At 59.8% G+C, this 24,111-nt stretch carries 16 protein-coding genes; 8 read left to right on the top strand and 8 right to left on the bottom strand.

Features of this window, described 5'->3' with window-relative positions:
* The first annotated feature begins 207 nt into the window (after nucleotides 1-207).
* Complete coding sequence (gene phaR, locus FS819_RS15770) at nucleotides 208-783, top strand: polyhydroxyalkanoate synthesis repressor PhaR (protein WP_015917562.1); 576 nt, start codon at nucleotides 208-210, stop codon at nucleotides 781-783.
* Nucleotides 784-942: 159 nt separating this feature from the next.
* Here phaR and rpmF read toward each other — a convergent pair whose 3' ends face one another.
* The 3 genes from rpmF to mtgA all read right to left on the bottom strand — a co-directional run bounded on the left by rpmF (nucleotide 943) and on the right by mtgA (nucleotide 2,727).
* Nucleotides 943-1,128 carry a 50S ribosomal protein L32 gene (gene rpmF, locus FS819_RS15765; protein ID WP_007604390.1) on the bottom strand — a complete coding sequence of 62 codons (186 nt, stop codon included), beginning with the start codon at nucleotides 1,126-1,128 and terminating at the stop codon, nucleotides 943-945.
* A 198-nt stretch (nucleotides 1,129-1,326) separates the two neighbouring features.
* Nucleotides 1,327-1,986: a glutathione S-transferase family protein gene (locus tag FS819_RS15760; protein WP_156548122.1), complete on the bottom strand. Its 660-nt coding sequence runs from the start codon at nucleotides 1,984-1,986 to the stop codon at nucleotides 1,327-1,329.
* Nucleotides 1,987-2,058: 72 nt separating this feature from the next.
* Nucleotides 2,059-2,727, bottom strand: a complete 669-nt coding sequence (gene mtgA, locus FS819_RS15755) for a monofunctional biosynthetic peptidoglycan transglycosylase (protein ID WP_156541494.1) — start codon at nucleotides 2,725-2,727, stop codon at nucleotides 2,059-2,061.
* A gap of 297 nt (nucleotides 2,728-3,024) precedes the next feature.
* On the opposite strand from mtgA, the gene FS819_RS15750 reads away from it, so the two are divergent.
* Nucleotides 3,025-3,921, top strand: coding sequence for a polyprenyl synthetase family protein (locus FS819_RS15750; protein WP_156548121.1), 897 nt, complete (start codon nucleotides 3,025-3,027; stop codon nucleotides 3,919-3,921).
* 88 nt (nucleotides 3,922-4,009) lie between these two features.
* Nucleotides 4,010-4,648: a LysE family translocator gene (locus FS819_RS15745; RefSeq protein WP_156548120.1), complete on the top strand. Its 639-nt coding sequence runs from the start codon at nucleotides 4,010-4,012 to the stop codon at nucleotides 4,646-4,648.
* A gap of 76 nt (nucleotides 4,649-4,724) precedes the next feature.
* Here FS819_RS15745 and FS819_RS15740 read toward each other — a convergent pair whose 3' ends face one another.
* The 3 genes from FS819_RS15740 to FS819_RS15730 all read right to left on the bottom strand — a co-directional run bounded on the left by FS819_RS15740 (nucleotide 4,725) and on the right by FS819_RS15730 (nucleotide 7,989).
* Nucleotides 4,725-5,390: a YiaD family glycine zipper/OmpA-like lipoprotein gene (locus tag FS819_RS15740; RefSeq protein ID WP_156548119.1), complete on the bottom strand. Its 666-nt coding sequence runs from the start codon at nucleotides 5,388-5,390 to the stop codon at nucleotides 4,725-4,727.
* A gap of 106 nt (nucleotides 5,391-5,496) precedes the next feature.
* Nucleotides 5,497-6,747, bottom strand: coding sequence for a flavodoxin-dependent (E)-4-hydroxy-3-methylbut-2-enyl-diphosphate synthase (gene ispG, locus FS819_RS15735; protein ID WP_156548118.1), 1,251 nt, complete (start codon nucleotides 6,745-6,747; stop codon nucleotides 5,497-5,499).
* Between the two features lie 87 nt (nucleotides 6,748-6,834).
* Nucleotides 6,835-7,989, bottom strand: coding sequence for an MFS transporter (locus tag FS819_RS15730; protein ID WP_156548117.1), 1,155 nt, complete (start codon nucleotides 7,987-7,989; stop codon nucleotides 6,835-6,837).
* Between the two features lie 528 nt (nucleotides 7,990-8,517).
* Here FS819_RS15730 and FS819_RS15725 point away from each other — a divergent pair.
* From FS819_RS15725 to FS819_RS15715, 3 genes are all read left to right on the top strand, one after another.
* Complete coding sequence (locus FS819_RS15725) at nucleotides 8,518-16,149, top strand: SDR family NAD(P)-dependent oxidoreductase (RefSeq protein WP_156548116.1); 7,632 nt, start codon at nucleotides 8,518-8,520, stop codon at nucleotides 16,147-16,149.
* A gap of 114 nt (nucleotides 16,150-16,263) precedes the next feature.
* Complete coding sequence (locus FS819_RS15720; protein WP_156548115.1) at nucleotides 16,264-17,631, top strand: aminotransferase class I/II-fold pyridoxal phosphate-dependent enzyme; 1,368 nt, start codon at nucleotides 16,264-16,266, stop codon at nucleotides 17,629-17,631.
* 11 nt (nucleotides 17,632-17,642) lie between these two features.
* Nucleotides 17,643-18,431, top strand: coding sequence for an SDR family NAD(P)-dependent oxidoreductase (locus FS819_RS15715; protein ID WP_156548114.1), 789 nt, complete (start codon nucleotides 17,643-17,645; stop codon nucleotides 18,429-18,431).
* Between the two features lie 16 nt (nucleotides 18,432-18,447).
* Here the strand turns inward: FS819_RS15715 and FS819_RS15710 are convergent, their stop codons facing one another.
* Nucleotides 18,448-18,891: a YigZ family protein gene (locus FS819_RS15710; RefSeq protein WP_322192642.1), complete on the bottom strand. Its 444-nt coding sequence runs from the start codon at nucleotides 18,889-18,891 to the stop codon at nucleotides 18,448-18,450.
* 659 nt (nucleotides 18,892-19,550) lie between these two features.
* On the opposite strand from FS819_RS15710, the gene FS819_RS15705 reads away from it, so the two are divergent.
* A complete protein-coding gene (locus FS819_RS15705; protein WP_085946601.1) occupies nucleotides 19,551-19,715 on the top strand; it encodes a hypothetical protein in 165 nt (54 codons plus the stop codon).
* A gap of 27 nt (nucleotides 19,716-19,742) precedes the next feature.
* Here the strand turns inward: FS819_RS15705 and FS819_RS15700 are convergent, their stop codons facing one another.
* Nucleotides 19,743-20,213, bottom strand: a complete 471-nt coding sequence (locus FS819_RS15700) for an Lrp/AsnC family transcriptional regulator (RefSeq protein WP_156548112.1) — start codon at nucleotides 20,211-20,213, stop codon at nucleotides 19,743-19,745.
* A gap of 133 nt (nucleotides 20,214-20,346) precedes the next feature.
* Here FS819_RS15700 and putA point away from each other — a divergent pair, with 133 nt between their 5' ends.
* Nucleotides 20,347-24,066 (top strand): trifunctional transcriptional regulator/proline dehydrogenase/L-glutamate gamma-semialdehyde dehydrogenase, encoded by a 3,720-nt coding sequence (gene putA / locus FS819_RS15695; protein WP_156548111.1) that lies wholly within the window; start codon nucleotides 20,347-20,349, stop codon nucleotides 24,064-24,066.
* Nucleotides 24,067-24,111 lie beyond the last annotated feature (45 nt).

The following is a 24,111-nucleotide window of genomic DNA, read 5'->3' as shown; positions in this document are numbered from 1 at the left end:
CTGAGACTGTCAAAGCTTCCCCGAGAAGTCAAACTCAAAGCATTGGGAAATTTCAGTCTTTGGTTGCATTTCAGCGGATGGCTATCGCTGCTTTCGATAGCGCAATCCCGCGACGCACAAAGAGATTGTCACGCCCGTCGATTTGCGATTACACTTCTCTTTCAGGGAAGAGCAATAATAACGACATAAGCCGGGTTAGGAGACACAATGGCCAAGACCGATGGCGAAATCATCATTAAGAAATATGCCAATCGCCGCCTCTACAACACGGGGACCAGTACCTATGTGACGCTGGAAGATCTGGCCAAGATGGTAAAAAAGGGCGAGGAGTTCACCGTACAGGATGCAAAATCCGGCGAGGATATTACCCATTCTGTCCTGACCCAGATTATTTTCGAGCAGGAAGCCAAGACCACCAATACGTTGCTGCCGATTTCCTTCCTGCGCCAGTTGATCAGCTATTATGGCGATCAGATGCAGATGGTGGTGCCGAGCTTTCTCGAACATTCGATGAAAGCTTTTACCGAACAGCAATCCCAGATGCGCGACCAGATGACCCGGGCTTTCGGTGAGACACCGCTTGCCAAGAATTTACAGGCACCGATCCAGCTGATGGAGGAGCAGGTCAAGCGCAATACCGAGATGTTCCACCAGGCCATGCAGATGTTTTCGCCGTTCATGACGCCGACGCCAGCACGCGAGACGAAGCGGCCGGAAACCAAGGACATCGATGATCTGAAAGAGCAGTTGCGCAATCTGCAAACCAAGCTCGACAAGCTCTGACAATTGGTGCCGCAACGGCGTTGTGCAGGGGTGTTTTCCTGCACCGCGCGGTTTGTAATATCTGTGAAGGTCACTGCAAGCAGGCGGTCTTCACCAGAAAATGGCAAAGAAAAAGGCCGGAAAAACCGGCCTTTTTTAATATAGTCAGATAGAAAACGCTTATGCGCTTTCCTTCGGCGTCAGAACCTGACGGCCGCGATACATGCCGGTCTTCAGATCGATATGGTGCGGACGGCGCAGTTCGCCGGAATTCTTGTCTTCGACATAGGTCGGAGCCTTCAGACCGTCGGCAGAACGGCGCATACCGCGCTTGGACGGGCTTGTTTTTCTTTTTGGTACAGCCATTTCAATTACTCCACGTGACGGTCGAAAACCGATGAACCGGCCCTTTTGGAGCCGAACAATCACTCATCCGATCTTCGAATTTGGCGGCCTTATACATGCCGCCCAGGGGTTTGACCAGTCCCCGGCGGGATTTTTTTGACATCGTGCGGTCGCAAAACGTCGCCTCTGCCCGGCCTTTGCGGGCATCGGGCAATCAGTTCAGGCCTCGTCCTCCGGCACGATCCAGGGTTCGGCCAGGGCAGCATCGCGCCACTTGATCCAGGCGGAATGGGCCTGCATGTGATCCATATAGGCAAGACTAACCGGATCGGCGGTCAGTTGATAGGCCGAAAAACGGTTGACCACAGGTGCATACATGGCATCCGCCGCGCTGAAGGCGCCAAACAGGAAAGGACCGCCGGAGCGAGCCAATTGCTCGTGCCAGATGGTTTCGATGCGGGAGACATCGGCTTGCACTGCCGCCTTTTCTTCAGGGCTGAAGGCAAGTGCCTGTGGCGGGCGGCGGAGATTCATCGGGCAGGCATTGCGCAAGGCCCGGAAGCCAGCCAGCATTTCGAGCGAAATTGCTCGAGCAACAGCCCGGTCCGACTGCGCCGATGGCCAGATACCGGCATTGGGGAAAAGCTCCGCAGCATATTCGATAATGGCCAGCGATTCCCAGACCTTCACATCCCCATGCACAAGGACTGGCACCTGGCCGGTCGGCGATATGGCCTTGATGCCCGGATTGCCGGCTGGAAAGTCGAAGCGGATCAGCACCTCTTTGAAGTCGATCTCGGCTGCGGTCAGAGCAATCCAGGGCCGGAACGACCAGGAGGAATAATTCTTATTAGCAATATAGAGTGTTAGGTCCGTCATCGGTTTTGTCTCCTGAAATGTCCGCAATCCTAACCGGCGCATACGGCTCAAAGCCAATGCCAAGTTTTGACATCACTTATCAATGCAGCTGATATATGGATCGGCGCCCCGGGCGCGGCGCTCCACCATGGCGGCGAGCCGCCGTAGACCGGGGCCAGGCTTGCCGGCATTGCGGTCGATAGGATTTGGCAGCGAAACGGCCAGCAGGGCGGCCTGGCGGGCGGAAAGTCGGGCGGCCGGGATTTTGAAATGGTGGAGTGCTGCGGCCTCGGCACCGTAAATGCCCGGCCCCCATTCGGCGATGTTGAGGTAAATCTCCATGGTTCGGCGCTTCGACCAGACCTTGTCGGCGGTCAGTGCCAGGGGAATTTCCATGCCCTTGCGGATAAAGGACCGGCTGTTCCACAAAAACAGGTTTTTCACTGTCTGCATGGTGATGGTGCTGGCGCCACGGGTTTCCTCGCCGTCCAGCGCATCGTCGATCACCGAGCGCATCTGCACCCAGTCGACGCCGCTATGGCTACAGAATTGTCCATCTTCCGACATCATCACAGCGCGGATCAAGTTTGGCGATATGCGCTCCAGCGGCACCCATTGCCGATCATAGCCGCGAAACAGGGCGAGATCGGCCAGCATCAAGGTGGAAGGCGGGTGAATGAAGGGCAGCAGATAGAGCGCCATCAGCGCGAAAGGCAAAAGGGCAAGAGCAAGCAGTGCCTTGGCTATTCGATGCAGCACCAGCCGCCGGTCTCCTTTTTCGCCCTCCTGGTCGAGGTGCTCGTCTTGTCCGGGCACGGTCGCGTCCAGAGGGTCGATAGCATCAGGTGCGTTGTCCGTCGTCAATCCTGTCACCTGCCCCGACGCCTGCTTGATTTGCGCATTTTTTTTCTTAGCCGTGAATAAGGCCAAGCGCCAGACCAAGGCACTTTGGCGGGCCGATACCCCACAGATAGTCCCCGATACATTACAGATAGTCATTGTATCTTGCACCTTCTGAGGGCGCATGGCAAAGAGCAGCCGGCAAACCTGAGGCATGCGATGTTTGACGATCATCTCCGCGATACAGCCGCGCGCGTTCAGGCGCTGCTGACCGAGCTTTTGCAGCCCGCATCCCAATTGGATGAAATCGCCAGACCCGGTCAATTGCTGGCGGCAATGCGCCATGCCGTGCTGAACGGCGGCAAGCGGCTGCGGCCATTTCTGGTGGTGGAAAGCGCCCGGCTGTTTCGCGGCCAGGACGATGCCGCCCTGCGGGTTGGCGCTGCGCTCGAATGCCTGCACTGCTACTCTCTCGTCCATGACGACTTGCCCGCCATGGATGACGATGATCTGCGTCGTGGCCAGCCAACTGTGCATATCGCTTTTGACGAGGCGACGGCCATTCTGGCTGGTGACAGTCTGCTGACCTTTGCCTTTGAGATCATTGCCGCACCACAAACCACGCTACCTGACGCTGCCAAGACCGCGCTGGTTCTGGCGCTGGCGCGGGCTGCGGGGCTGGGCGGTATGGCGGGCGGTCAGGCGCTGGATCTGGCTGCTGAGAAACACGCTCCTGATGAGTCTGGTATCGTGACATTGCAGGCGATGAAAACCGGCGCGCTGTTGCGCTTTGCCTGCGAGGCTGGACCAGTGATTGCCGGGGCATCCCAGGAGGACCGGCAGCGGCTACGCCAGTTTGGCGAGCTGATCGGCCGGGCCTTCCAGCTTGCCGACGATCTCCTCGATTTGACGGCTGATGCTGCGACCATGGGCAAGGCGACCGGTAAGGATGCCGGGCGCGGCAAGGGGACATTGGTCGGCCTGAAGGGCCAGACCTGGGCGGAAGCCGAGCTGGACCGGCTGGTCGATCAGGCGGTCGGCTTGCTGGCTCCCTATGGCGAACGCGCCGCTGTGTTGATGGCTGCCGCCCGTTTTGTCGCCAATCGCAGGAATTGAATTGCCACTGTGACAGGTTTTCGGGTGCGCATTCCGGTTTGGTGTTTTAGGGCTCAGTGACCGTTATTCTCTCGCGAAAGCGCCTGACATGATTGCCGATCATTTTGCGCAGTTTTTCTCCGCCTATCTCGTCTATCTGGTGGCGGTGATCAGCCCCGGCCCGGCGAATATGGCGATTATCTCGACGGCCATATCGCAAGGGCGCAAGGCGGGTCTGGTGATTGCGCTTGGCATATTTGCAGGCTCTTTCACCTGGGCAATGGCTGCATCCTTTGGCCTTGCCGCGTTGCTGCATCACTATGGCCAGGCCCTTATCCTGCTGAAAATCGCTGGCGGGCTTTATCTTTTCTATCTCGCCATCAAGGCTGCAGTATCTGCCTTGCGAAAACAACAGCCCGCCGGGGAGCAGGTTGAGGCGTTCAAGCGGGCCCGTTATCGGTCAATCTTTCTGCGCGGCTATCTCATTCACTTGACCAATCCGAAAGCGATTTTCGGCTGGCTGGCGATTATTTCGCTGGGCGTGCCAGTGGATGCCTCACTGGGGTCCGTGGTGCTCGTGGTGGGTGGCTGCTTGACGACCGGTTTTACAGTCTTTTGCGGCTATGCCCTGGTGTTTTCCACCACCCGCGCCGTGCAGGTCTACAGGGCCAGCCGGCGCTATGTGGACGGGGTTCTTGCGCTTCTGTTCGGCGCGGCGGGCGTGAAAATGCTGACAACAAGCTTGTAACAGGCCCGCTTGTAACAAAAAAGCCGCCTTTCGGCGGCTTTCTTTGTCAATGAATGGACTGTGGCCTTGGCCGTCCTCAATTGTCCTTGAGCGGCGAAATCGCCACTTCGACGCGACGGTTCTGAGCGCGGCCTTGTGGCGTGGCGTTGGTGGCAATCGGCTGGCTGGGGCCAAAGCCCATGGCCGACATGCGGCGCGGATCGACGCCCTGTGAGCCGAGATAGTTCAGCACCGATTCGGCGCGGCGCTGCGACAGATCCTGATTGTGCTGCAAGCCGCCGGTCGAGTCGGTATGGCCGTTGACATCGACCAGGGTGCGGTTGAACTTCTTCAGCACAATGGCGACTGAATTCAGCGTTGGATAGAACGGCGGCAACACCTGGTCCTGATCGGTCGGGAAGGTGATGTTGGACGGCATGTTGAGGATGATCCGGTCGCCCTGACGGGTGACGGACACGCCGGTACCCTGAAGCTGGGCGCGCAGTTCGGATTCCTGATTGTCCATATAGCTGCCGATGGCACCGCCTGCCAGCGCACCGATGCCAGCGCCGATCAGGGCGGCATTGCGCTTGCCATGACCGCCGCCGCCGACCGCCAGGCCGCCGAGCGCGCCGAGGCCCGCGCCGATCATCGCGCCACCGGCGGTGTTCGACATTTTCTGTTCCCCCGTATAGGGGTCTGTGGTGGTGCAGGCACTCAGATAGGTGGCAGTCAGGGCAAGATGGACGAATTTCTTCAGCATCGGGATAGGGCTCCGTAGGTTCATTTCATCCTGAACATAGCAATTGCGGCAATATGAAGAAAACATCCCACCTGCTACAGAACTGCTTGCTGACAGAATGGGTTTCTTACTCCGCCGCCGACCGCTGACCGTAGCGTTTTTCGATATAGTCGATCACCAGGACCTCGAAATCCTCGGCGATTTTTGGACCACGCAATGTCAATGCCTTCTCACCGTCGATAAACACCGGTGCCGCAGGGTTTTCGCCGGTGCCGGGCAGGGAAATGCCGATATCGGCATGCTTGCTTTCCCCTGGGCCATTGACGATGCAGCCCATGACCGCGACATTCAGGCCTTCGACGCCAGGATATTTTTCCCGCCAGATCGGCATGTTCTTGCGGATATCGCTCTGGATCTTCTGCGCCAGTTCCTGGAACACCGTAGATGTGGTGCGCCCACAACCCGGACAGGCAGCAACGACGGGGATGAACTGGCGAAAGCCCATGACCTGCAACAGTTCCTGTGCAACCTGCACTTCGCGGGTCCGGTCGCCGTTCGGCTCTGGCGTCAGCGAAACGCGGATGGTGTCGCCGATGCCCTGTTGCAGCACATAGCCCATGGCCGCCGATGAGGCGACGATGCCTTTCGAGCCCATGCCCGCTTCCGTCAGGCCCAGATGCAATGCGTGGTCGGAGCGCGAGGCCAGCATGGAATAGACGGCAATCAGATCCTGCACCTGGCTGACCTTGGCCGACAGGATGATGCGGTTGCGCGAAAGGCCGATCTCTTCGGCCAGTTCGGCAGACAGAAGCGCCGATTGGCAGATCGCTTCACGGGTCACCTGACGGGCCGAGAGCGGAAAGCCCTTGGCCTGGTTCTCATCCATCAACTGGGTCAGCAGTTCCTGGTCGAGCGAGCCCCAATTGACGCCGATGCGCACCGGCTTGTCATAGCGGATCGCCATTTCGACGATATCGGCGAATTGCTTGTCTTTCTTGTCCTTGAAGCCGACATTGCCCGGATTGATCCGGTATTTGGCCAGCGCTTCGGCACAATCAGGATGATCGGCCAGAAGCTTGTGGCCGATATAATGGAAGTCACCGACCAGCGGCACATCAAGGCCAAGCCGCTCCAGACGGTCGCGGATTTTCGGCACGGCGGCCGCACTCTCGTCGCGGTCGACGGTGATGCGGACTATTTCCGATCCGGCTTTATGCAGGGCTGCGACCTGCGCCACCGTGCCGTCGATATCGGCTGTGTCCGTATTGGTCATCGACTGGACGACGACAGGCGCGCCGCCGCCTACAATGACGCCGCCGACATCGACGGCCACGGATGCGCGGCGTGGTTTCGGGTCAAAGTCTTCGGCTGGCGCCATGGTTGTCATCCCGATCTTGCGGATAATTCGCTTTCAGGTGGATCAATCATGGTCGCTTGTCAACATCGTGACAGCGGCGCATGTCGATCAAACTTTGGGCCGGTCGGCATGCCGAGCAAGGTTTGAGAGCAGCAGGGCAACCAGGATCAGCACTGGGAGCACGCGAAACACCAGCGCCAGCGACGTATGTTCGGCGACAAAACCAATCAACGATGGCGCCACCAGAATACCCGAATAGCCCATGGCGCTGACCACCGACAGGCCGACGCCCGGCGCCATACCCGGCAGGTTGCCTGCGGCAGAAAAGGCGATGGGGACCAGGTTGGAAATGCCGATGCCCATGATGGCAAAGCCGATGACGGCGGTCCATGGATCGGTTGCAAAGCCAGCAATGGCCGTACCTATCATGGCGATCACCGCGCAAAGCCGCATGGTTGTCACCGCCCCCAGCCTGTCGCGGACGATGTCCCCGGCAAAGCGCATGATCGCCATGGTCAAGGAGAAGCCGGCATAGGCATAGCTGGAGGTGGCAATGGAGCCGCCCAGTTCATTGCGCAGATAAAATGCGCCCCAATCAAGCACCGCGCCCTCCGGGATCATGCAAAATAGCGCGACGAGGCCGAGAAGCCAGGGTAGGGGCGTCATCGGCAGACGGGCCTTGTGGTGTTCGGCATCGGGATGGGGCGGGTCGCGAAGGGTGATCGGCCAGGCGACAAATAGCATCAGGGCAGCAAGGACAGTTGCAACAAGGCTATGCGCCGTCGATCCGGCCATAGCCAGCAGGGGGCCGCCTATGCTGGCGCCAATCAGGCCGCCGAGGCTCCAGAAGGCATGGCAGGACGACATGATCGAGCGCCCCATCTGCCTTTCTGTCTCGACCGCATTGGCATTCATCGCCACATCCATGGCGCCCATGAAGCCGCCAAATAGGAAAATCGCTATGGCCGCCAGGGGAACGTTGGGGGCAAGTGTCAGCAGCAGCAGGGTCGGTAGGAAAATCAGCGCGCAGGCCAGCGTCACCCGCCGCGAGCCGAAACGGGCGATCTGGGCACCGGCCACCGGCATGCAGGCGAGAGAGCCAAGCCCCAGAACGAGGATCATCAGACCGAGCTGTGCTTCGCTCAGGTCGAGATTGCGGGCAAATTCAGGAACTTTGGGCGCCCAGGAGCCGATGATGAAGCCGTTCATCAGGAACAGAAGTGAAACGGCCAGACGTTCCCTGTTGAAAAATCCTTGCTGCATGTCTGCACTCCTCCGAATGCGCGAAAACTCTCTTAAATCGATTAGAGTTGCAAGCGCAGACCGGGTTTGCGCTGTCACGAATCGTATCTTCCTGTTGGGAATGTTTGTTCAGGTGGGTGTTGATACCGACATTGCAATTTGGCGGCTTCCTTTCAAAGGTCTAAAACCGCCATCTTTTTTGTCAAGAAACGACGGAACCGTCCATGAGGACAAAGGCACGAACGGTATTGGATAACCTGCTCATTTTAAGAGGAAATTCGGAGCGGGCATGTTAGTTTTCGCTCTCATATCCGGCAGGATCGAAGTGGTTTGCGGGGCGGGTTTCTCTCTGGCTGCCAACTCTCATCAGGTTAAAAAAATCGTTCTACGCCATAAGTTTCCGGCGTTTTTCTTTCATGAGGCGGAGGCCTGCCTATGTGAATCCTGATTGACGCCCCTATGTCGGTTCTCTAAGTGAAGGACAATTATATCTGAGGACATCTGAAAGGCTATCAGACCTCGTTAAACTGTTGAGATCCGTAAGAATAGATGACAGTAGAGATTATAGGGCGCGCCTGCGCCGCGCCGGGAGCCACGTCTCCCGAAGAACTGTTTGATCTTTTGCGTTCCGGCGCATGCACTGTCTCGACCTTGCCCGGGGATCGTTGGGATATTGCGCGCTATTGGCATCCCGAAATCGGCACGCCTGGAAAATATTACACGTTCGCTGCCGGTGTGATGGATGGAATCTATCAGTTCGATCCCGCCCTGTTCGGCATGTCACGGCGTGAAGCCGCCTTTATGGACCCGCAGCAGCGCATCCTGCTGGAGCTGACCTGGCGCGCGCTTGAAGATGCCAATATCCCCGCCAATAGTCTGTCCGGCCAGAATGTCGCGGTCTATGTCGGCGCATCCAGTTTTGACCATGCCAATCTGGCGGCGGAAGATCCCGCTGGTCCCGGTCCGCATTTCATGACCGGCAATACGCTCTCGGTGGTCTCCAACCGTATCTCGCATGTCTTCGGCCTGAATGGTCCGAGCATGACGGTGGATACGGCCTGTTCGTCCTCGCTGGTCGCGCTCGATCACGCGGTGCGCGCCATTGCTTCGGGCGAAGTGGACACAGCGATTGTTGCTGGTGTCAACGTGCTGGTTCATCCGCTGCCTTTCGTCGGCTTCGCGCAGGCGCGAATGCTGTCGATCGACGGTTTGTGCAAGGCCTATGCCAATGACGGTATCGGGTATGTTCGCTCCGAAGGCGGTGCCGTGCTGGTGCTGCGCTCCAGCGACAAGGCAAGGCGCGAAGGCGACCGCAGTCACGCGACCATCGTTGCCAGCGGCACCAATGCGGCCGGGCGCACCAACGGCATTTCGCTGCCATCACGCGAAGCGCAGGCCGTTCTGCTGCGCGCCGTCTATGACGGCAATGGTCTCGACCCGGATCGGCTGGCCTTTATCGAAGGCCATGGCACCGGCACCAAGGTCGGCGATCCCGCGGAAGTCTGGTCGCTTGGCACGGTCATCGGCCAGCGCCGCAAGGAGCCGGTCTGGATCGGCTCGATCAAGACCAATATCGGCCACACCGAACCCGCATCCGGCCTGCTTGGCGTGGTGAAGGCGATGATGGCCTTGCAGCACGATCTGCTGCCCGCCTCGCTGCATTTCAACGAGCCAAATGACACGATTGATTTCGATGGACTGAATGTCCGTGTTGCCTCGCAGGCCGTTGCACTGGAGCGAGATGGCTTGCCGCGCCTTGCCGGGATCAACTCCTTTGGCTTTGGCGGCGCCAATGCCCATGTGGTGATTGCCGATCCCCAGATACCTGATTTGGTGTCTGGTTTGGCCACAGGCGTGGCGAATCCAGCCGGTGTCGGTCGCCTGTTCATGGCCAGCGCCCATTCTCAGGACAGCCTGAAAGCTTTGCTGGACAGCTATGACAAGGCTTTTGCAGCGGCTGACAGCGATGGTGATCTGGAAGACCTGATCTCGGCTGCCGCTTCAAACCGTGCGCCGCTCCGGCACCGCTTCGTTGCCAGTGGCAGCGCGGATGCCATCGTCAAGGCGGTGCAGGAACGGCTTGCCACGGCCAAGACCGGCGGCGAAATCGGTGAAGCCTCGTCGCGCAACGGTAAGCTCGCGTTTGTGTTTTCTGGCAATGGCGCTCAATGGGCGGGCATGGGCCTCGATGCCTATCGGGCAAATGCCCGATTCCGCGAGAGCTATGAGCGGATCGCCGCGCTGTTTACGGCGCATTCGGCTCTTGATCTCGTTGCGGCACTGACCGATCCGGATCTGGAAGCCCGATTGAAAGATACCAGGCTTGCCCAGCCCATGCTGTTTGCCATCCAGGCCTCGCTGTCGGATGCATTGCAGCTTGCTGGTCTGGTGCCTGATGCTGTTTACGGTCATTCGGTCGGTGAAGTTGCCGCCGCCTATGTGTCGGGTGCGCTGTCGCTGAAGGATGCCGTCTGTGTGATCGCCAAACGGTCGCAGCATCAGGCGGTGTTGGCCGGTGAAGGCACGATGGCGGCCCTGAAGCTTGGCGAGGCCGATGCGCGCGCCATGCTGGCCGAGCTTGGCTTTGATGACCTGACGATTGCCGCGATCAATGCGCCCAATTCTGTAACCGTTTCGGGTCGTGAAGACGCGGTCCGGGCACTGAGGGAACATGCCCGCAAGCAGCGGGTGCCAGCCCAGGTGCTGGACATCGATTATCCCTTCCATCATCCGCTGATCGATAAGGCGCAGGCTGCTTTTTCCGCCGATCCGCCGCTGATTACCCCGCGCCAGACCACCCTTCCATTCATCTCCACGGTGACGGGTGAGCAACTGGAGGGGACTGCACTGACCTCGGATTACTGGTGGAAGAATGTCCGCCAGCCAGTGCAGTTCCAAGGGGCAACGGAAGCGGCCATTGCGCTTGGTTGCAGCGTGTTCGTTGAAATTTCTCCGCGCGCGATCCTTGGCGGCTATGTGTCGGAAACGGCGCAACATGTGTCTTCGACGGTTGCCGTCAGTGCCAGCCTCAGCCGTGAGGCTCTCGATGAGACGGTTGATCCGGTGGCGCGGGCTTTGGCGCGCGCTGTCGCCAGTGGCGCCAAGGTGGATGAGACCAAGGTCTTCGGTCCGCGCCGCGCCGATATCGTCCTGCCGGGCGTGCCTTTCGAGCGGGCCGATCTGCGACCGGAGCCGACCAGCGACCGCGTCGATCTCTATGGCCGGTTCGGCCAGACGGCGTATCGGTTAAGCGGCTGGCGGGTCGATCTGAATGGCGGCCATTGGAAAAACCATCTCGACGCCCATCTATTTCCGGATCTGGCCGAACATGTGGTCGATGGCCGCGCCATTTTGCCGGGCAGCGGTTTTGTGGAAATTGCCATTTCTGCGGCGCAGGCGCATTTCGGCTCCGATCAGCTTGAGATCAGCAATGTCGAGATCATGCGACCGCTGGAATTGAGCGACAGCCGGATCGTTGAGCTTTCCACGCTGATTTCCGCTGCGACCGGTGATCTCCAGATCCGCTCACGTGAGCGTCTGAGCGATGACGACTGGACGGTCAATGCTGTTGCCCGGGTTCGCAAACTCACCGCCTCCGAATTGGACGATGCGGTTGATTTCGACCTGTCCAGCCCGACATCGGAACTGGATAAATCTGCCGCCTACCGGACGGCGCGCAATTTCGGCCTGGATTATGGGCCGCGCTTCCAATTGCTGGAAAAGGCGATCTGCCATGGCGAGCGGCTTGTCGAAGTGTTCCTGAAACCGGCAGCCGCGCCGGGCCACCCGTTGCTGCGCTATAATCTCAACCCGATGTCGGTTGATGCGATGTTCCACGGGCTGGTGGCGCTGTTTGGTCGCTTCAGCGGCGAGCAGGGCGGAGCGCCCTATATTCCCGTGCGTTTCGGGCGTGTCCGCACGCGGGTTCTCGGTGTTCCCGTCCATCGGGCGGTGATCGAGATCGAGCGGATCAGCGATAGTTCGATCAAAGCCAATTTCCATCTCTATGGTGAGACGGGCGAGCGGATCGCCAGCTTGAGCGATAGCCGGTTCCGCCGCACCTATCTGAAGCAGCACAAGACGCTTGACGGACTTGCCTATCATTATGAAGCCATCGCGCTACCCCTGGTGAAAGATCAGGGTGCGGCCCTGGTTGCACCGTTGGGCGATGTTTTCGCCTGCCAGGAGCGCGACCTGGACAATGCCACGGTGCTGATCCATGCCTGCGTGCTCAGCGCCTCCTATGCGCTTGCTGAGCGTCTTGCCGGTCAAGACCGGCGCGTGTCGCTGGTCGATCTGCCGGGCGATGTGCGGTTGCGACGGTTCCTGGCCAATGCCCTGCACAGTCTGACCGATAGTGGCTTTGCCCAGTATGCGGATGGCATTTGGACGCTTGAAGACGGCAGCGATCTTCCGCCCGCTTTCGAGTTGATCCGGGAACTGTACCGGGATTTCCCCGAACGCACCGTTGAACTGGTGATGATCAATGACGTGCTGACAGCCGTTAATGCGTCGCTCAATCAGCCTGCAGGCGCTGTGGACGAGGGTTTGGATTGGGATGCGGTGATCAGCGAAGCGACGCTGGACCATTTCGCCGTTCATTCGACGCTCGCCACCGAGAGTCATAGGGTGTTGTTGAAGGCGGCGGTCGACTGTCTCTCGACGCTGGATGCCGATGCGCCGCCGCTGGTGGTCGAGCTTGGCGCCAGTTCGCTTCACCTTAGCCGCAAGCTCGCCGATCTGGTTCGTGCGGCTGGCGGCAATCTGGTGATTTACGAGCCTGAGGCAGGCCTGCGCCGCAACCTTGAACTGTCTTTCGAGGCCGATCCGCGCGTCACTGTCGTTGACGCAAAGGGGCTGGACCAGCTTTCGCTCCTGAAGGCGCCGGTCGATCTGATTGCCAGCGCCCATGCCGATCTTTGCCGCTTGCTGGATGGCGAAATGCTGGCACGGCTCAGCCATGGCGCCTTGGCCTCGGCGCGCCGCCTTGTCGCCGTGCAGCCAGCGCCCGGCCTATTGCACGATTTCGCCTTCGGTTTGCTGGATGGCTGGTTCGACAGGACGGTTTCGGAGGAATTTCCGCTCGGCCGATTTGGCGATAGCGAAGACTGGATGAAATCCCTGCAACAGGCCGGTTTTGCCGCAGTCCATGCCCGGCAATTGCAGGTGGATGGCGGTAGCCTTATCGTGGCGGAAGCCCAGGGCCGGGCTGACGTGGCTGAGCCATATGATGCGACGCGTCAGGACGATGGGTCGGTGGACGAGGTTGTGGCCAGAGGGCCGGTGATCATTGTCCATGAAAAAACCGCGGATCTTGCCCGGCTTTCGGCGGCGGCAAGAGCGTTGGGCGGCTCCCAGGTGTCTTTGCTGTGTCTGTCAGGCAGCTTTGAAACGGACCGGTCGATGCTGGCCGCCGCACTGGGCAAGGCTGGACCAGCCGTGGGCGGAATGGTCTGGCTGATGCCGGATACCGATGCGGCTGCGGATGGATCGCTGCTGTTGCAGGACCGGGTCGGCGCTCTTAGTGCGCTGGCCATGGCGCTTGGCGACGTTGCGGCGTCAGCGTCTGATGCTGTGAGGGCGCTTCCCGTCACTCTGGTTCTGCCCGGCGGTGCGCCCGTCACCGGGATTGCCAGCAAGCCAGTTACCGGCCTTGCCGGCAAGCCCATCACCGGCCTTGCCGGCAAGGATATGGCCCGCTCCAGCCATGCGGGGCCTGTCAATGCAGGCCTTTGGGCCTTTGCCCGGGTATTGCGCAACGAGTTCGATCTGTTCGACATGCAGGTCGTCGATACCGGCCCCTCCAGCAACACGCTGGAAATCATGCTGGACTGGGGCATGCGCCTGCTGGTCGCCAAGGGCGACAACCGCGAATGGCTGGTTGAGCCGGAAACCGGGCGGATGGCCGAGATTCGCGCTGTGCCTGGTCCTGCCCCGCTGACGGCACAGCGTACTGATTCATTCGAGGCGGCGGTTATTCGCCAGCAGGTACCGTCGCAGGTTGCCAGCATTCGCTGGGAAAGCTGCCCGGTCCCAGTCATCGGCCCGACCGAAGTGCTGGTGAAGACCGCAGCGACAGGCTTGAATTTCCGCGATGTGATGTGGGCCATGGGCCTGCTGCCGGAAGAAGCGCTTGAGGACGGATTTGCCGGGGCCTCGATCGGCATGGAATTTGCCGGTGAGGTAGTCGCTGTGGGCGCCAAGGTGAGCGATCTTGCCCTCGGTGACAAGGTGATGGCGATCGCTGCTGCGGCTTTCGGCACCCATGTCAAGGTTGAGCGCGCGGGTGTGGCCAAGTTGCCGGATGGCGTGGACCCGGTATCGGCGGCCACCATTCCGGTGGTGTTCCTGACGGCTTATTATGCCATTCACGAACTTGGGCGGGTGCGCCCGGGCGAAACCATTCTTATTCACGGGGCCGCTGGCGGCGTTGGGCTTGCAGCCTTGCAGGTTGCCCGGCATTTCGGCGCTAAGATCATTGCCACGGCTGGCACAGAGGAAAAGCGGCGTTTCCTGGAAACGCTGGGGGCGGACCATGTGTTCGACAGCCGCTCGCTCGGTTTTGTCGGCGATGTGCTTGACGTGACCGACGGCGAAGGTGTCGATCTGGTGTTGAACTCGCTGTTTGGCGAGGCGATGGAAAAATCCCTGTCGCTGGTCAAGCCGTTCGGGCGCTTCCTGGAGCTTGGCAAGCGGGATTATTACGCTGACAGCAAGATCGGCCTGCGGCCTTTCCGTCGCAATGTCAGCTATTTCGGCATCGATGCAGACCAATTGCTGGTGCTGCATCCCGATCTGTCGCGCCGCATGCTGGCCGAAATCGGTAGCCTGTTCGAGCAGGGCGTGTTCACGCCGCTGCCGTTCCGCGCCTTTGAGCACGACGAGATCGGCGACGCCTTCCGTTTGATGCAGAATGCCGGCCATATCGGCAAGATCGTCGTGCTGCCGCCGGTTGCGGGCCGTGACCGCGTGGCGGTTAAGTCGGCGCGCCGGATGGTGGTCGATGCCGATGGCATGCATTTGGTGGTCGGTGGTATTGGCGGCTTCGGCCTTGCCGCTGCCGATTGGCTGGTGGAGCAGGGCGCGCGCCATATCGCCTTGTCGACGCGGCGCGGACTGGTTGATGCCGAGACGCAAGCCCTGGTCGACCGCTGGGCCAAGCAGGGCGTGACGGCCTATATTCGCGGCTGCGACGTGACCAACGAAGCGGCCTTGTCGGCGCTTTTGACTGAGTTGCGTGCCATTGCGCCGTTGAAGACCGTTATTCATGCGGCGATGGTGCTTGACGACGCCTTCGTCTCCAATCTGACGCGGGGGCGAAACCAGCCGGTGATCGACGTCAAGGCCAAGGGTGCGGCATGTCTTGACCGGTTGACCCGGCAGGACGGGATCGACAATTTCATTCTGTTTTCGTCGATCACCACCTATGTCGGTAATCCCGGCCAAGGCAATTATGTCGCCGCCAACGGCTTCCTGGAAGGCTTGGCGCGGGCGCGCCGCGCCGAGGGGCTGGCTGGTCTTGCCATCGGCTTCGGGGCAATCGGCGATGCCGGTTATCTGGCCCGCAATGCGCAGGTTAATGAACGGCTTGGACGCCGGATCGGCAAGACGGCGCTGGATGCGCGCGATGCGCTGTCGGCGGTCGGGCGCTATATCGCCGCCGATACTGGCTCCGTCGATGCGGCCGTGGCGATGATTTCCGAATTCGATTGGGCCGCCGCGCATTCGCTTGCCGTGGTCAACGAACCGCTGTTTTCGCTGATTATGCGCCGCAGCAACCAGCATGTTGGTAGCGGTGAGGGTGGCGAGATTGATCTGGTGGCGCTGATTGACGGCAAGGCGCCGGCTGCGGCCCAGGACGTGCTGTTTACGGTGCTTGCCGGTGAAATTGCCGATACGCTGCGGGTGCCCAAGGAAAGCATCGGGCTGAACAGCGTGCTGAAGGATATCGGACTGGACAGTCTGATGGCCGTCGAACTTGGGATGAATTTCGAGCAGAATACCGGCTTCGACATTCCCCTCAGCAGTCTTGCCGATAATGCCACTGTCGGGGATCTGACGCGCCGCCTCTATGAAAAGGTTAGCCTGCGTGGGCGGACGGGCGACAAGGACGAGGCGACACCTGAGGACAGTAAGATCATGGACGATCTGCATCGCCGCCACAGCGGGCAGGGCCAGTAAAACTGGCCCAGTTTTTGCTGTCCGTTACGCTGCTGTTCATGTTTGTGTTGATAAACATCATTCTGTTCGGCATAGGTTATAGACGACTGACTAAAATTCTAGGGTTTTCTGCGGATGAATGAGAACAAGCGTCAGGATCTGCTGGCCCGTATGCGTGGCGTACAAAAGGATGTGGACCGGAGCCGGGCCACTCGCAGCCAGCAGAGCGTGTCGCGCAGCCAGCCTGGTTTTGCCGAACTGCCTGAATATAAGCAGGTGGTGATGCAGAAGCTTGTCAGCGAGCAGCTGAATATGCCCAATCCGTTTTACCGGGCGCATGAGAGCGCCTCCGGGGCCACGGCCGATATTGACGGGCGCGCTTACGACAATTTTGCCTCCTATGACTATCTCGGCTTGAACAGCGATCCGCGCATTCGCGACGCTGCCATGACGGCCATTGATCAGTTCGGTATCTCTGCGTCCGCAAGCCGGGTCGTTGCCGGTGAGCGCACCATTCATGCCGAGCTGGAAAAGGCCTTTGCCAAGAACTACCAGACCGAGGATGCCATCTGTTTCGTCAGCGGCTATCTCACCAATGTCACGACCATCGGCAGCCTGATGGGGCCGAAAGACCTGGTGATCCATGACGAGTTCATTCACAACAGCGCCCTGACCGGCATCAAGCTGTCGGGCGCCAATCGCCGCTTCTTCAAGCACAATGACATGGCGGATCTGGACCGTATTCTTGCGAGCCTTGCACCGCTGCATGAACGGATCCTGGTGATCTCGGAGGGTATTTTCTCCATGGATGGAGACGTTGCCGATCTGCCGGGTCTTCTTGCGTTGAAAAAACAGTATAATTTCTGGCTGATGATGGACGAGGCCCATTCACTGGGCGTGCTTGGACAGCGTGGCCACGGCATTTTCGAACATTTCAATCTCGATCCCGCCGATGTCGATATCTGGATGGGAACGCTGTCGAAAACCACCTGTAGCTGCGGCGGCTATGTTGCTGGCAGCGAGGCGCTGATCACGCTGTTGAAGGCGCAGGCCGGTGGTTTTGTCTATAGTGTCGGCCTGGCGCCAGCGCTGGCGGCTTCTGCCATCGCCAGCCTTTCCGTACTGGACGAAGAACCGGACCGGGTAGAGGCCTTGCGTCGCAACAGCCAACTTTTCTTGGAGCAGGCCAAGCTTCGGGGTCTGGATACCGGGCTTAGCGAAGGTTTTTCGGTGGTGCCTGTGATTGTTGCCGATTCGGTGCGCGCCGTGCAGCTGTCGAATGAATTGTTCGAGGCGGGCATCAATGCCTTGCCGATTATCTATCCGGCGGTGCCGGAAGGCCTGGCGCGCCTGCGGTTCTTCATCACCAGCGCCCATACGCCCGAACAGATTACCCGCAGCGTTGATAAAACCGCGGAAATTCTGGACCGGCTAAAGGCCGAGAATTTCGGCATGGGCTCGATGGATGTCCAGAAGGTCATGCTGCAATTGGCGCAGCGCTAAAGGACAAGAGCGTGAAAAGCCGCATCCCGCCGCGCCACGTGATCATTACCGGCGGATCGAGCGGGATCGGGCTGGCCTTGGCGAAAGCCTATCTGTTGGCTGGGTCGAGGGTCAGTCTTGTTGCCCGTTCGCAGGCACGGCTTGAAGCGGCCCGTAACAGCCTGCCGCAATCCTGTTTTTCACATATCGGACTTCATGCAGCGGATGTGACGGATTATCCGGCTCTGTCGGTCGCCTTGCTGGCGGCTGAGGATAGTTTCGGACCCTGCAATCTGCTGATCACCTGCGCCGGTATCGTGCATCCAGCCAGCATGGAAGCCTTGGACGTGGCCGATGCACGCCAGCAACTCGATATCAATGTCATGGGAACGATCCACGCCATCAAAGTCTTGTGGGCGGGGATGAGCGCACGGGGCGGCACCATGCTGTTGATTTCCTCTGGGGCCGCATTCATTGGTCTGCATGGCTACGGTCCCTATTGCGCCTCCAAGGCGGCGCTGGTCGGGCTGGCCGATTCGCTACGCATGGAAGCGGTTGGCACGAAGCTGACGGTGGCGATCTGTTTTCCGCCCGATACCGATACGCCGCAACTGGCCGCAGAATTGCCCTTGCGCTCGCCTCAGGCACAGAGGGTTATGGGGACGGTCAAGCCCTGGAGCCCCGATGCCGTCGCAGCGCGGATCGTTCGCCAGTTGCAAAAAGGCCGCCGGGAGATTTTTTTCGGAATGACGCTCCTGCTGCTCGCCCGTTTTGGTTCGCTGGTGCGTCCGGTTTTATATTGGTGGTATAGCCGCCGTTGACGGCGCGCGTGCGGCTTTACAGCGCGCCAATCTCGTCCTTGAGCACCTGAACTCGTCCAGCACTCACGTCACTGAGCATGCCGAGGGTCGCGTCCAGCCGTTCCTCCGGGATGGCGATGATCAGTTCGGCACCGGTATCGATAAAACTCTCCTTGATGACAAGCAGATCTGCGATAGCGGTAAGCCGGGCCTTGACCAGCGCAAGATCGGCAAAGCCGATTCGGATGGCCTTTGTGGTCCTGTTGATGATTTCCACCTTTTCGGCTTGCCGCAGGCATTGCGCCGCTGTGCCGCCATAGGCCCGGATCAGGCCGCCACTGCCCAGCAAAATTCCGCCGAACCAGCGGGTAACGATGACCAGCACGCCGTCCAGCATCTGGCCGTCGATGGCTTGCAGGATCGGTTTTCCCGCAGTGCCGGAGGGTTCGCCATCGTCATTGAAGCGATAGGTCTGCCCCAGTCGCCACGCCCAGCAATTGTGGTTGGCGCTAGAGTCTGTCAGGTTCAGATTGAACCAGACAGACTCTAGCTACTCTTGTTTTCGTTTGTCTTTTCGGGAAAACCGGGCTCCACTTTTCCCTGACAAACTCTAGCATCGGATTGGCCCTCCAGAAGGGGGCGGATGTCATTTTCATGGGAGATCGGAAAAGCGGTGGCGCGAAACCGGCTCTTCTTGATCTCCTGTTCATAGCTGTGTAGGCCGGGAAGGGTAAACATCGCCTTTTGTGACGTGATTTGAGTCGCAAGAAAAGGCCGATGGGTGCCGCGACAGCGGCTAATCAGAAAAAAGGAGACGATCCAGTCCCACGCAAGCGACGGCTTTTAAAGTTGTCAGGGAGAGCTAGGAGATCTGGCTCGGGTTTTAGGCTTTGATCCGGCAGTTTGACTGCACACCTGCTGCATAATTCCATAAATCGGAGTCGATTTAAGGAGAAAATTATGAAGCAGAATCAAAGTATTACAGCATGCTTTGTGCGTTTTATAAAACGCACGGCGCTGTAGGCTGACCCGGTCGAACTCCGCAGAAAATGACAGTGTTGCGGCGTCTTTTCGCGTCATGATGACGTTGGTCGCCGCCAACGGAAAGCCGGGATGATCCCGGGGAAACAGGATAGGCCTATGTCTGACGATTTTGAACCGGAAGCGACCATCGAAACCTCCAATCTGGCGGCTCTGGTTCTGAGCCAGGAAATCGATTCGCTCACCGATGTCCTCGTCAAGGCCCTTTACGAAGTCTATCGCATTCTCGACGACAGCCATCCGCAGCCCGGCACCGTGCATTGATGGGCAGGGTCGGCAAGACAAAACCGTTTACCGCCCATATTCTTTGACCGCCTGCATGACGACGAAGGTCGATGTGCTCGCCACATGCGGCAAGCTGGAGATCTTCTCACCCAGAACCTGCCGATAGCGACGGATATCGCCGGTGCGCACCTTCAACAGATAGTCGAAGGCGCCGGCGATCATATGGCACTCCTCCACTTCCCGGATCTTGCGGACCGCCGCGTTGAATTCCGTCAATGCCGTTTCACGGGTGTCGGACAGCTTCACTTCGGCGAAGGCGATGTGATCAAGGCCGAATTTGCGGGCATCCAGCACGGCGCGGAAGCCGAGAATATAGCCTTCGTCCATCAGCCGTTTCAGTCGCACCTGGCAGGGTGTTTTCGACAGTCCGACCCGTTCGGACAAGTCGGTAATCGACATGCGGCCATCCTGCGACAGCGCCTCGACAATTTTCATGTCGAATTGGTCGATCCCACTGTCCGATTCAATTTTTGCCATCATATTTCCTGAAAAACTGCGGTTTTTTAGAGAATTTACCTAGATTGGCCTTGAATTCAAGTTCGCTGATTTTATTGGCCCCATGGTATGATCCGGTCATTGCAAAAATCTCCATCGAGCCAGGATAACAGTGATGAACCAGACCGTTTCCGTCGCATCGCAGGCCGTTTCATCCTCTCCAGATCCAATCTTTGCCGCTTTCGCGCCGCCGCTGCGTCAACCAAGCCCTTTGCGCCAGGCGATTACGGCTGCCTATCGCCGCCCAGAACCGGAATGCCTGGCACCGCTGCTGGAGGCCGCACGCTTGCCGGATGCGATGCGCCGGGCCGTTGAGGATACCGCCCGCACATTGATCGAAGCCCTGCGCGCCAAGCACAGGGGCAGCGGCGTTGAAGGGCTGGTGCATGAATATTCGCTGTCCAGCCAGGAAGGGGTGGCACTGATGTGCCTCGCCGAAGCGCTGCTGCGCATTCCCGACCACGCCACCCGTGATGCGCTGATCCGCGACAAGATTGCCAAGGGGGATTGGAAAGCCCATCTTGGCGGTGGCCGGTCGCTGTTCGTCAATGCGGCCACCTGGGGACTGGTGGTGACTGGCAAGCTGACCTCGACCGTCAATGATCGCGGTCTTTCGGCAGCTTTGACCCGGCTGATTGCCCGGTGTGGTGAGCCGGTCATTCGCCGGGGTGTCGATATGGCCATGCGGATGATGGGGGAGCAGTTTGTCACCGGCGAAACCATCGAGGAGGCGCTGAAACGCGCCCGCCCGCTGGAAGACAGGGGCTTTCGCTATTCCTACGACATGCTGGGCGAGGCAGCGACCACGGCTGGCGATGCGGCGCGGTATTTCCGGGATTATCAGCAGGCCATCCATGCCATCGGCAAGGCTTCGGCGGGGCGCGGCATTTATGATGGTCCGGGCATTTCCATCAAGCTGTCAGCCCTGCATCCTCGCTACAGCCGCACCAAGGCCGAGCGGGTGATGAGCGAATTGCTGCCACAGGTCAAAGCGCTGGCGCTGCTGGCCAAGCAGTATGATATTGGCCTCAATATCGATGCCGAAGAGGCCGACCGGCTGGAACTCTCGCTGGATCTGCTGGAAGACCTCTGCCTCGATCCCGCCTTGTCGGGCTGGGATGGCATGGGCTTCGTGGTGCAGGCCTATGGCAAGCGCTGCCCCTTCGTGTTGGATTTCATCATTGATCTTGCCCACCGTGCTGAGCGCCGGATCATGGTGCGGCTGGTCAAGGGGGCCTATTGGGATGCCGAGATCAAGCGGGCGCAGGTCGATGGGCTGGAGGATTTTCCGGTCTATACCCGCAAGGTTCACACCGACGTGTCCTATATCGCCTGCGCCAAAAAGCTGCTGGCGGCGCGGGATGCGATCTTTCCGCAATTTGCCACCCACAATGCCCAGACGCTGGCGGCGATCTATCATCTGGCCGGTCCGGATTTCAAAACCGGTTCCTACGAGTTTCAGTGCCTGCATGGCATGGGAGAGCCGCTCTACGACGAAGTCGTGGGCAAAGCGAAGCTGGATCGCCCCTGCCGGATCTACGCGCCTGTGGGCACGCATGAGACGCTGCTGGCCTATCTGGTGCGCCGCCTGTTGGAAAATGGCGCCAATTCTTCCTTCGTCAACCGCATCGCCGATCCGACTGTCTCAGTGGACGAGTTGATTGCCGATCCGACCGAAACCGTGCTCGCCATGGCGCAGCCGGGTGCAAAGCATGACAGGATTGCCTTGCCCGCCGATCTTTTCGAAGGCCGTAAAAACTCCGCAGGCCTTGATCTTACCAATGAAGCTGTGTTGCAGGCGCTTGGCGAGACCCTGCGCCAAACCGCTCTCGGGTCTTGGGATGCGGTGCCCGCTTTGATCGCGGGGACAAGTGCCGGGCCTGTCCGTCCCGTCGTTAATCCCGGCGACCACCGTGATGTGGTCGGCAGTATCAGGGAAGCAACCGAGGAAGAGGCTCGCCAGGCGGTGGCCGATGCCGCGCTTCATGCGCATACCTGGGCGCAGACGGTGCCTTTGGAGCGGGCGCGGATGCTGGACGAGGCTGCCGACCTGATGCAGGCGCGGTTGCCGGTTCTACTGGGGCTGATCATGCGCGAGGCGGGCAAATCGGCGGCCAATGCGATTGCCGAAGTGCGCGAGGCCATCGACTTTCTGCGCTACTACGCCGAGCAAGCGCGTCGCACCCTGGGACCGGTACATGCGCCGCTGGGGCCGATTGTCTGCATCAGCCCCTGGAATTTTCCGCTGGCGATTTTCACCGGACAGGTGGCGGCAGCGCTGGTGGCAGGCAATCCGGTTCTGGCCAAGCCCGCCGAGGAAACACCGCTGATTGCCGCTGAGGCCGTGCGCCTCCTGCATCAGGCGGGTGTCCCCGGTGCCGCCCTCCAGCTTCTGCCAGGCGACGGGCGGATCGGGGCGGCGCTGGTTGCCTCGCCGCAGGTGGCGGGCGTGATGTTTACCGGCTCGACCGAGGTCGCCAAGCTGATCCAGAGCGAGCTTGCCGGGCGTTTGCTGGCCAATGGCAAGCCGATCCCGCTGATTGCCGAGACCGGCGGACAGAACGCGATGATCGTCGATTCCTCGGCGCTTGCCGAACAGGTGGTGGCGGATGTGATTGCGTCTGCCTTCGACAGCGCCGGTCAGCGGTGTTCGGCGCTCAGGGTTCTGTGCCTTCAGGAGGAGGTGGCGGATCGCATTCTTGCCATGCTGAAAGGCGCACTGCATGAACTGACCTTGGGCCGCACCGACCGGCTGTCCACGGATATCGGCCCGGTGATTACCGCCGAGGCCAAGGGCGTGATCGAGGCGCATATTGACGCCATGCGCGCCAAGGGCAAGGCGGTGGAGCAGATCGGCGCAGGCGAGGGTACCGATCACGGCACCTTCGTTGCACCGACCATCATCGAGATCGGCGCATTGTCCGATCTTGAGCGGGAAGTATTTGGGCCGGTCCTGCATGTGCTGCGCTACCGGCGCAACGATCTCGATCGTCTGATCGACCAGATCAATGCCACCGGCTATGGCCTGACCTTCGGCCTGCATACACGGCTGGATGAGACCATTGCCCATGTGACATCCAGGGTGAAGGCGGGCAATCTCTACATCAACCGCAATGTCATTGGTGCGGTGGTGGGCGTACAGCCGTTCGGTGGCCGTGGCCTTTCCGGCACCGGGCCGAAGGCTGGCGGGCCGCTCTACCTGGGCCGTCTGGTTGAAAAGCCGCCGGTGCCGCCACAGCATAGTTCGGTTCATGTCGATCCGGGCCTGCTGGATTTTGCCAAATGGCTTGACGAGCAGGGTGAAACGGCAGCGGCTGAGGCAGCGCGCAGCCTCGGAAGCCATTCCGCTGTCGGGTTGGTTCAGGATCTGCCTGGGCCAGTCGGCGAACGCAACCTTTATGTGTTGCATTCGCGTGGCACTATTCTGCTGCTGCCCCGCACCAGGCAGGGGCTTTACCGGCAAGTGGCCAGCGCTCTGGCGACGGGCAACAGCATGATGGTCGATACAAGCGCGGGCGTTCATGATGGGCTTGCGAGCCTGCCGGATAGGATGCTTGCCCGTATCCGCTTTGTCGCAAGGTCAGACTGGGCTGAGGCTGGTCCGTTCGCAGGCGCATTGCTGGAAGGGGAGGGTGAGCAGATCATCGAGCAGGTAAAAGCAATCGCCGCACTGCCTGGCCCGCTGGTCTTGACCCAGGCGGCTTCAAGTGATGAGCTAGCTAAGAAACCTGGTGTTGATGATGCCTATTGCCTAAACTGGCTGGTCGAGGAGGTTTCGGTGTCCACCAATACGGCTGCCGCCGGAGGCAATGCCAGCCTGATGGCAATCGGTTGAGGGTTCCGCTTGCTTTTAACCTGTGCTTTGCCCAAAAACGCCTGA

The organism is Allorhizobium sp. Av2, from assembly GCF_021462805.2.
Classification (GTDB): domain Bacteria; phylum Pseudomonadota; class Alphaproteobacteria; order Rhizobiales; family Rhizobiaceae; genus Allorhizobium; species Allorhizobium vitis_G.
This window is presented reverse-complemented; position numbering and strand designations above follow the sequence as displayed.

What these genes read in the sequence shown, in the direction of transcription:
- ispG (WP_156548118.1), bottom strand. Translation starts at nt 6,747, where the DNA reads ATGGCGCCAGCCGAAGACTTTGACCCGAAACCACGCCGCGCATCCGTG.
- phaR (WP_015917562.1), top strand. Translation starts at nt 208, where the DNA reads ATGGCCAAGACCGATGGCGAAATCATCATTAAGAAATATGCCAATCGC.
- putA (WP_156548111.1), top strand. Translation starts at nt 20,347, where the DNA reads ATGAACCAGACCGTTTCCGTCGCATCGCAGGCCGTTTCATCCTCTCCA.
- FS819_RS15705 (WP_085946601.1), top strand. Translation starts at nt 19,551, where the DNA reads ATGTCTGACGATTTTGAACCGGAAGCGACCATCGAAACCTCCAATCTG.
- FS819_RS15700 (WP_156548112.1), bottom strand. Translation starts at nt 20,213, where the DNA reads ATGGCAAAAATTGAATCGGACAGTGGGATCGACCAATTCGACATGAAA.
- FS819_RS15745 (WP_156548120.1), top strand. Translation starts at nt 4,010, where the DNA reads ATGATTGCCGATCATTTTGCGCAGTTTTTCTCCGCCTATCTCGTCTAT.
- FS819_RS15740 (WP_156548119.1), bottom strand. Translation starts at nt 5,390, where the DNA reads ATGCTGAAGAAATTCGTCCATCTTGCCCTGACTGCCACCTATCTGAGT.
- FS819_RS15725 (WP_156548116.1), top strand. Translation starts at nt 8,518, where the DNA reads ATGACAGTAGAGATTATAGGGCGCGCCTGCGCCGCGCCGGGAGCCACG.
- FS819_RS15730 (WP_156548117.1), bottom strand. Translation starts at nt 7,989, where the DNA reads ATGCAGCAAGGATTTTTCAACAGGGAACGTCTGGCCGTTTCACTTCTG.
- FS819_RS15720 (WP_156548115.1), top strand. Translation starts at nt 16,264, where the DNA reads ATGAATGAGAACAAGCGTCAGGATCTGCTGGCCCGTATGCGTGGCGTA.
- rpmF (WP_007604390.1), bottom strand. Translation starts at nt 1,128, where the DNA reads ATGGCTGTACCAAAAAGAAAAACAAGCCCGTCCAAGCGCGGTATGCGC.
- FS819_RS15750 (WP_156548121.1), top strand. Translation starts at nt 3,025, where the DNA reads ATGTTTGACGATCATCTCCGCGATACAGCCGCGCGCGTTCAGGCGCTG.
- FS819_RS15760 (WP_156548122.1), bottom strand. Translation starts at nt 1,986, where the DNA reads ATGACGGACCTAACACTCTATATTGCTAATAAGAATTATTCCTCCTGG.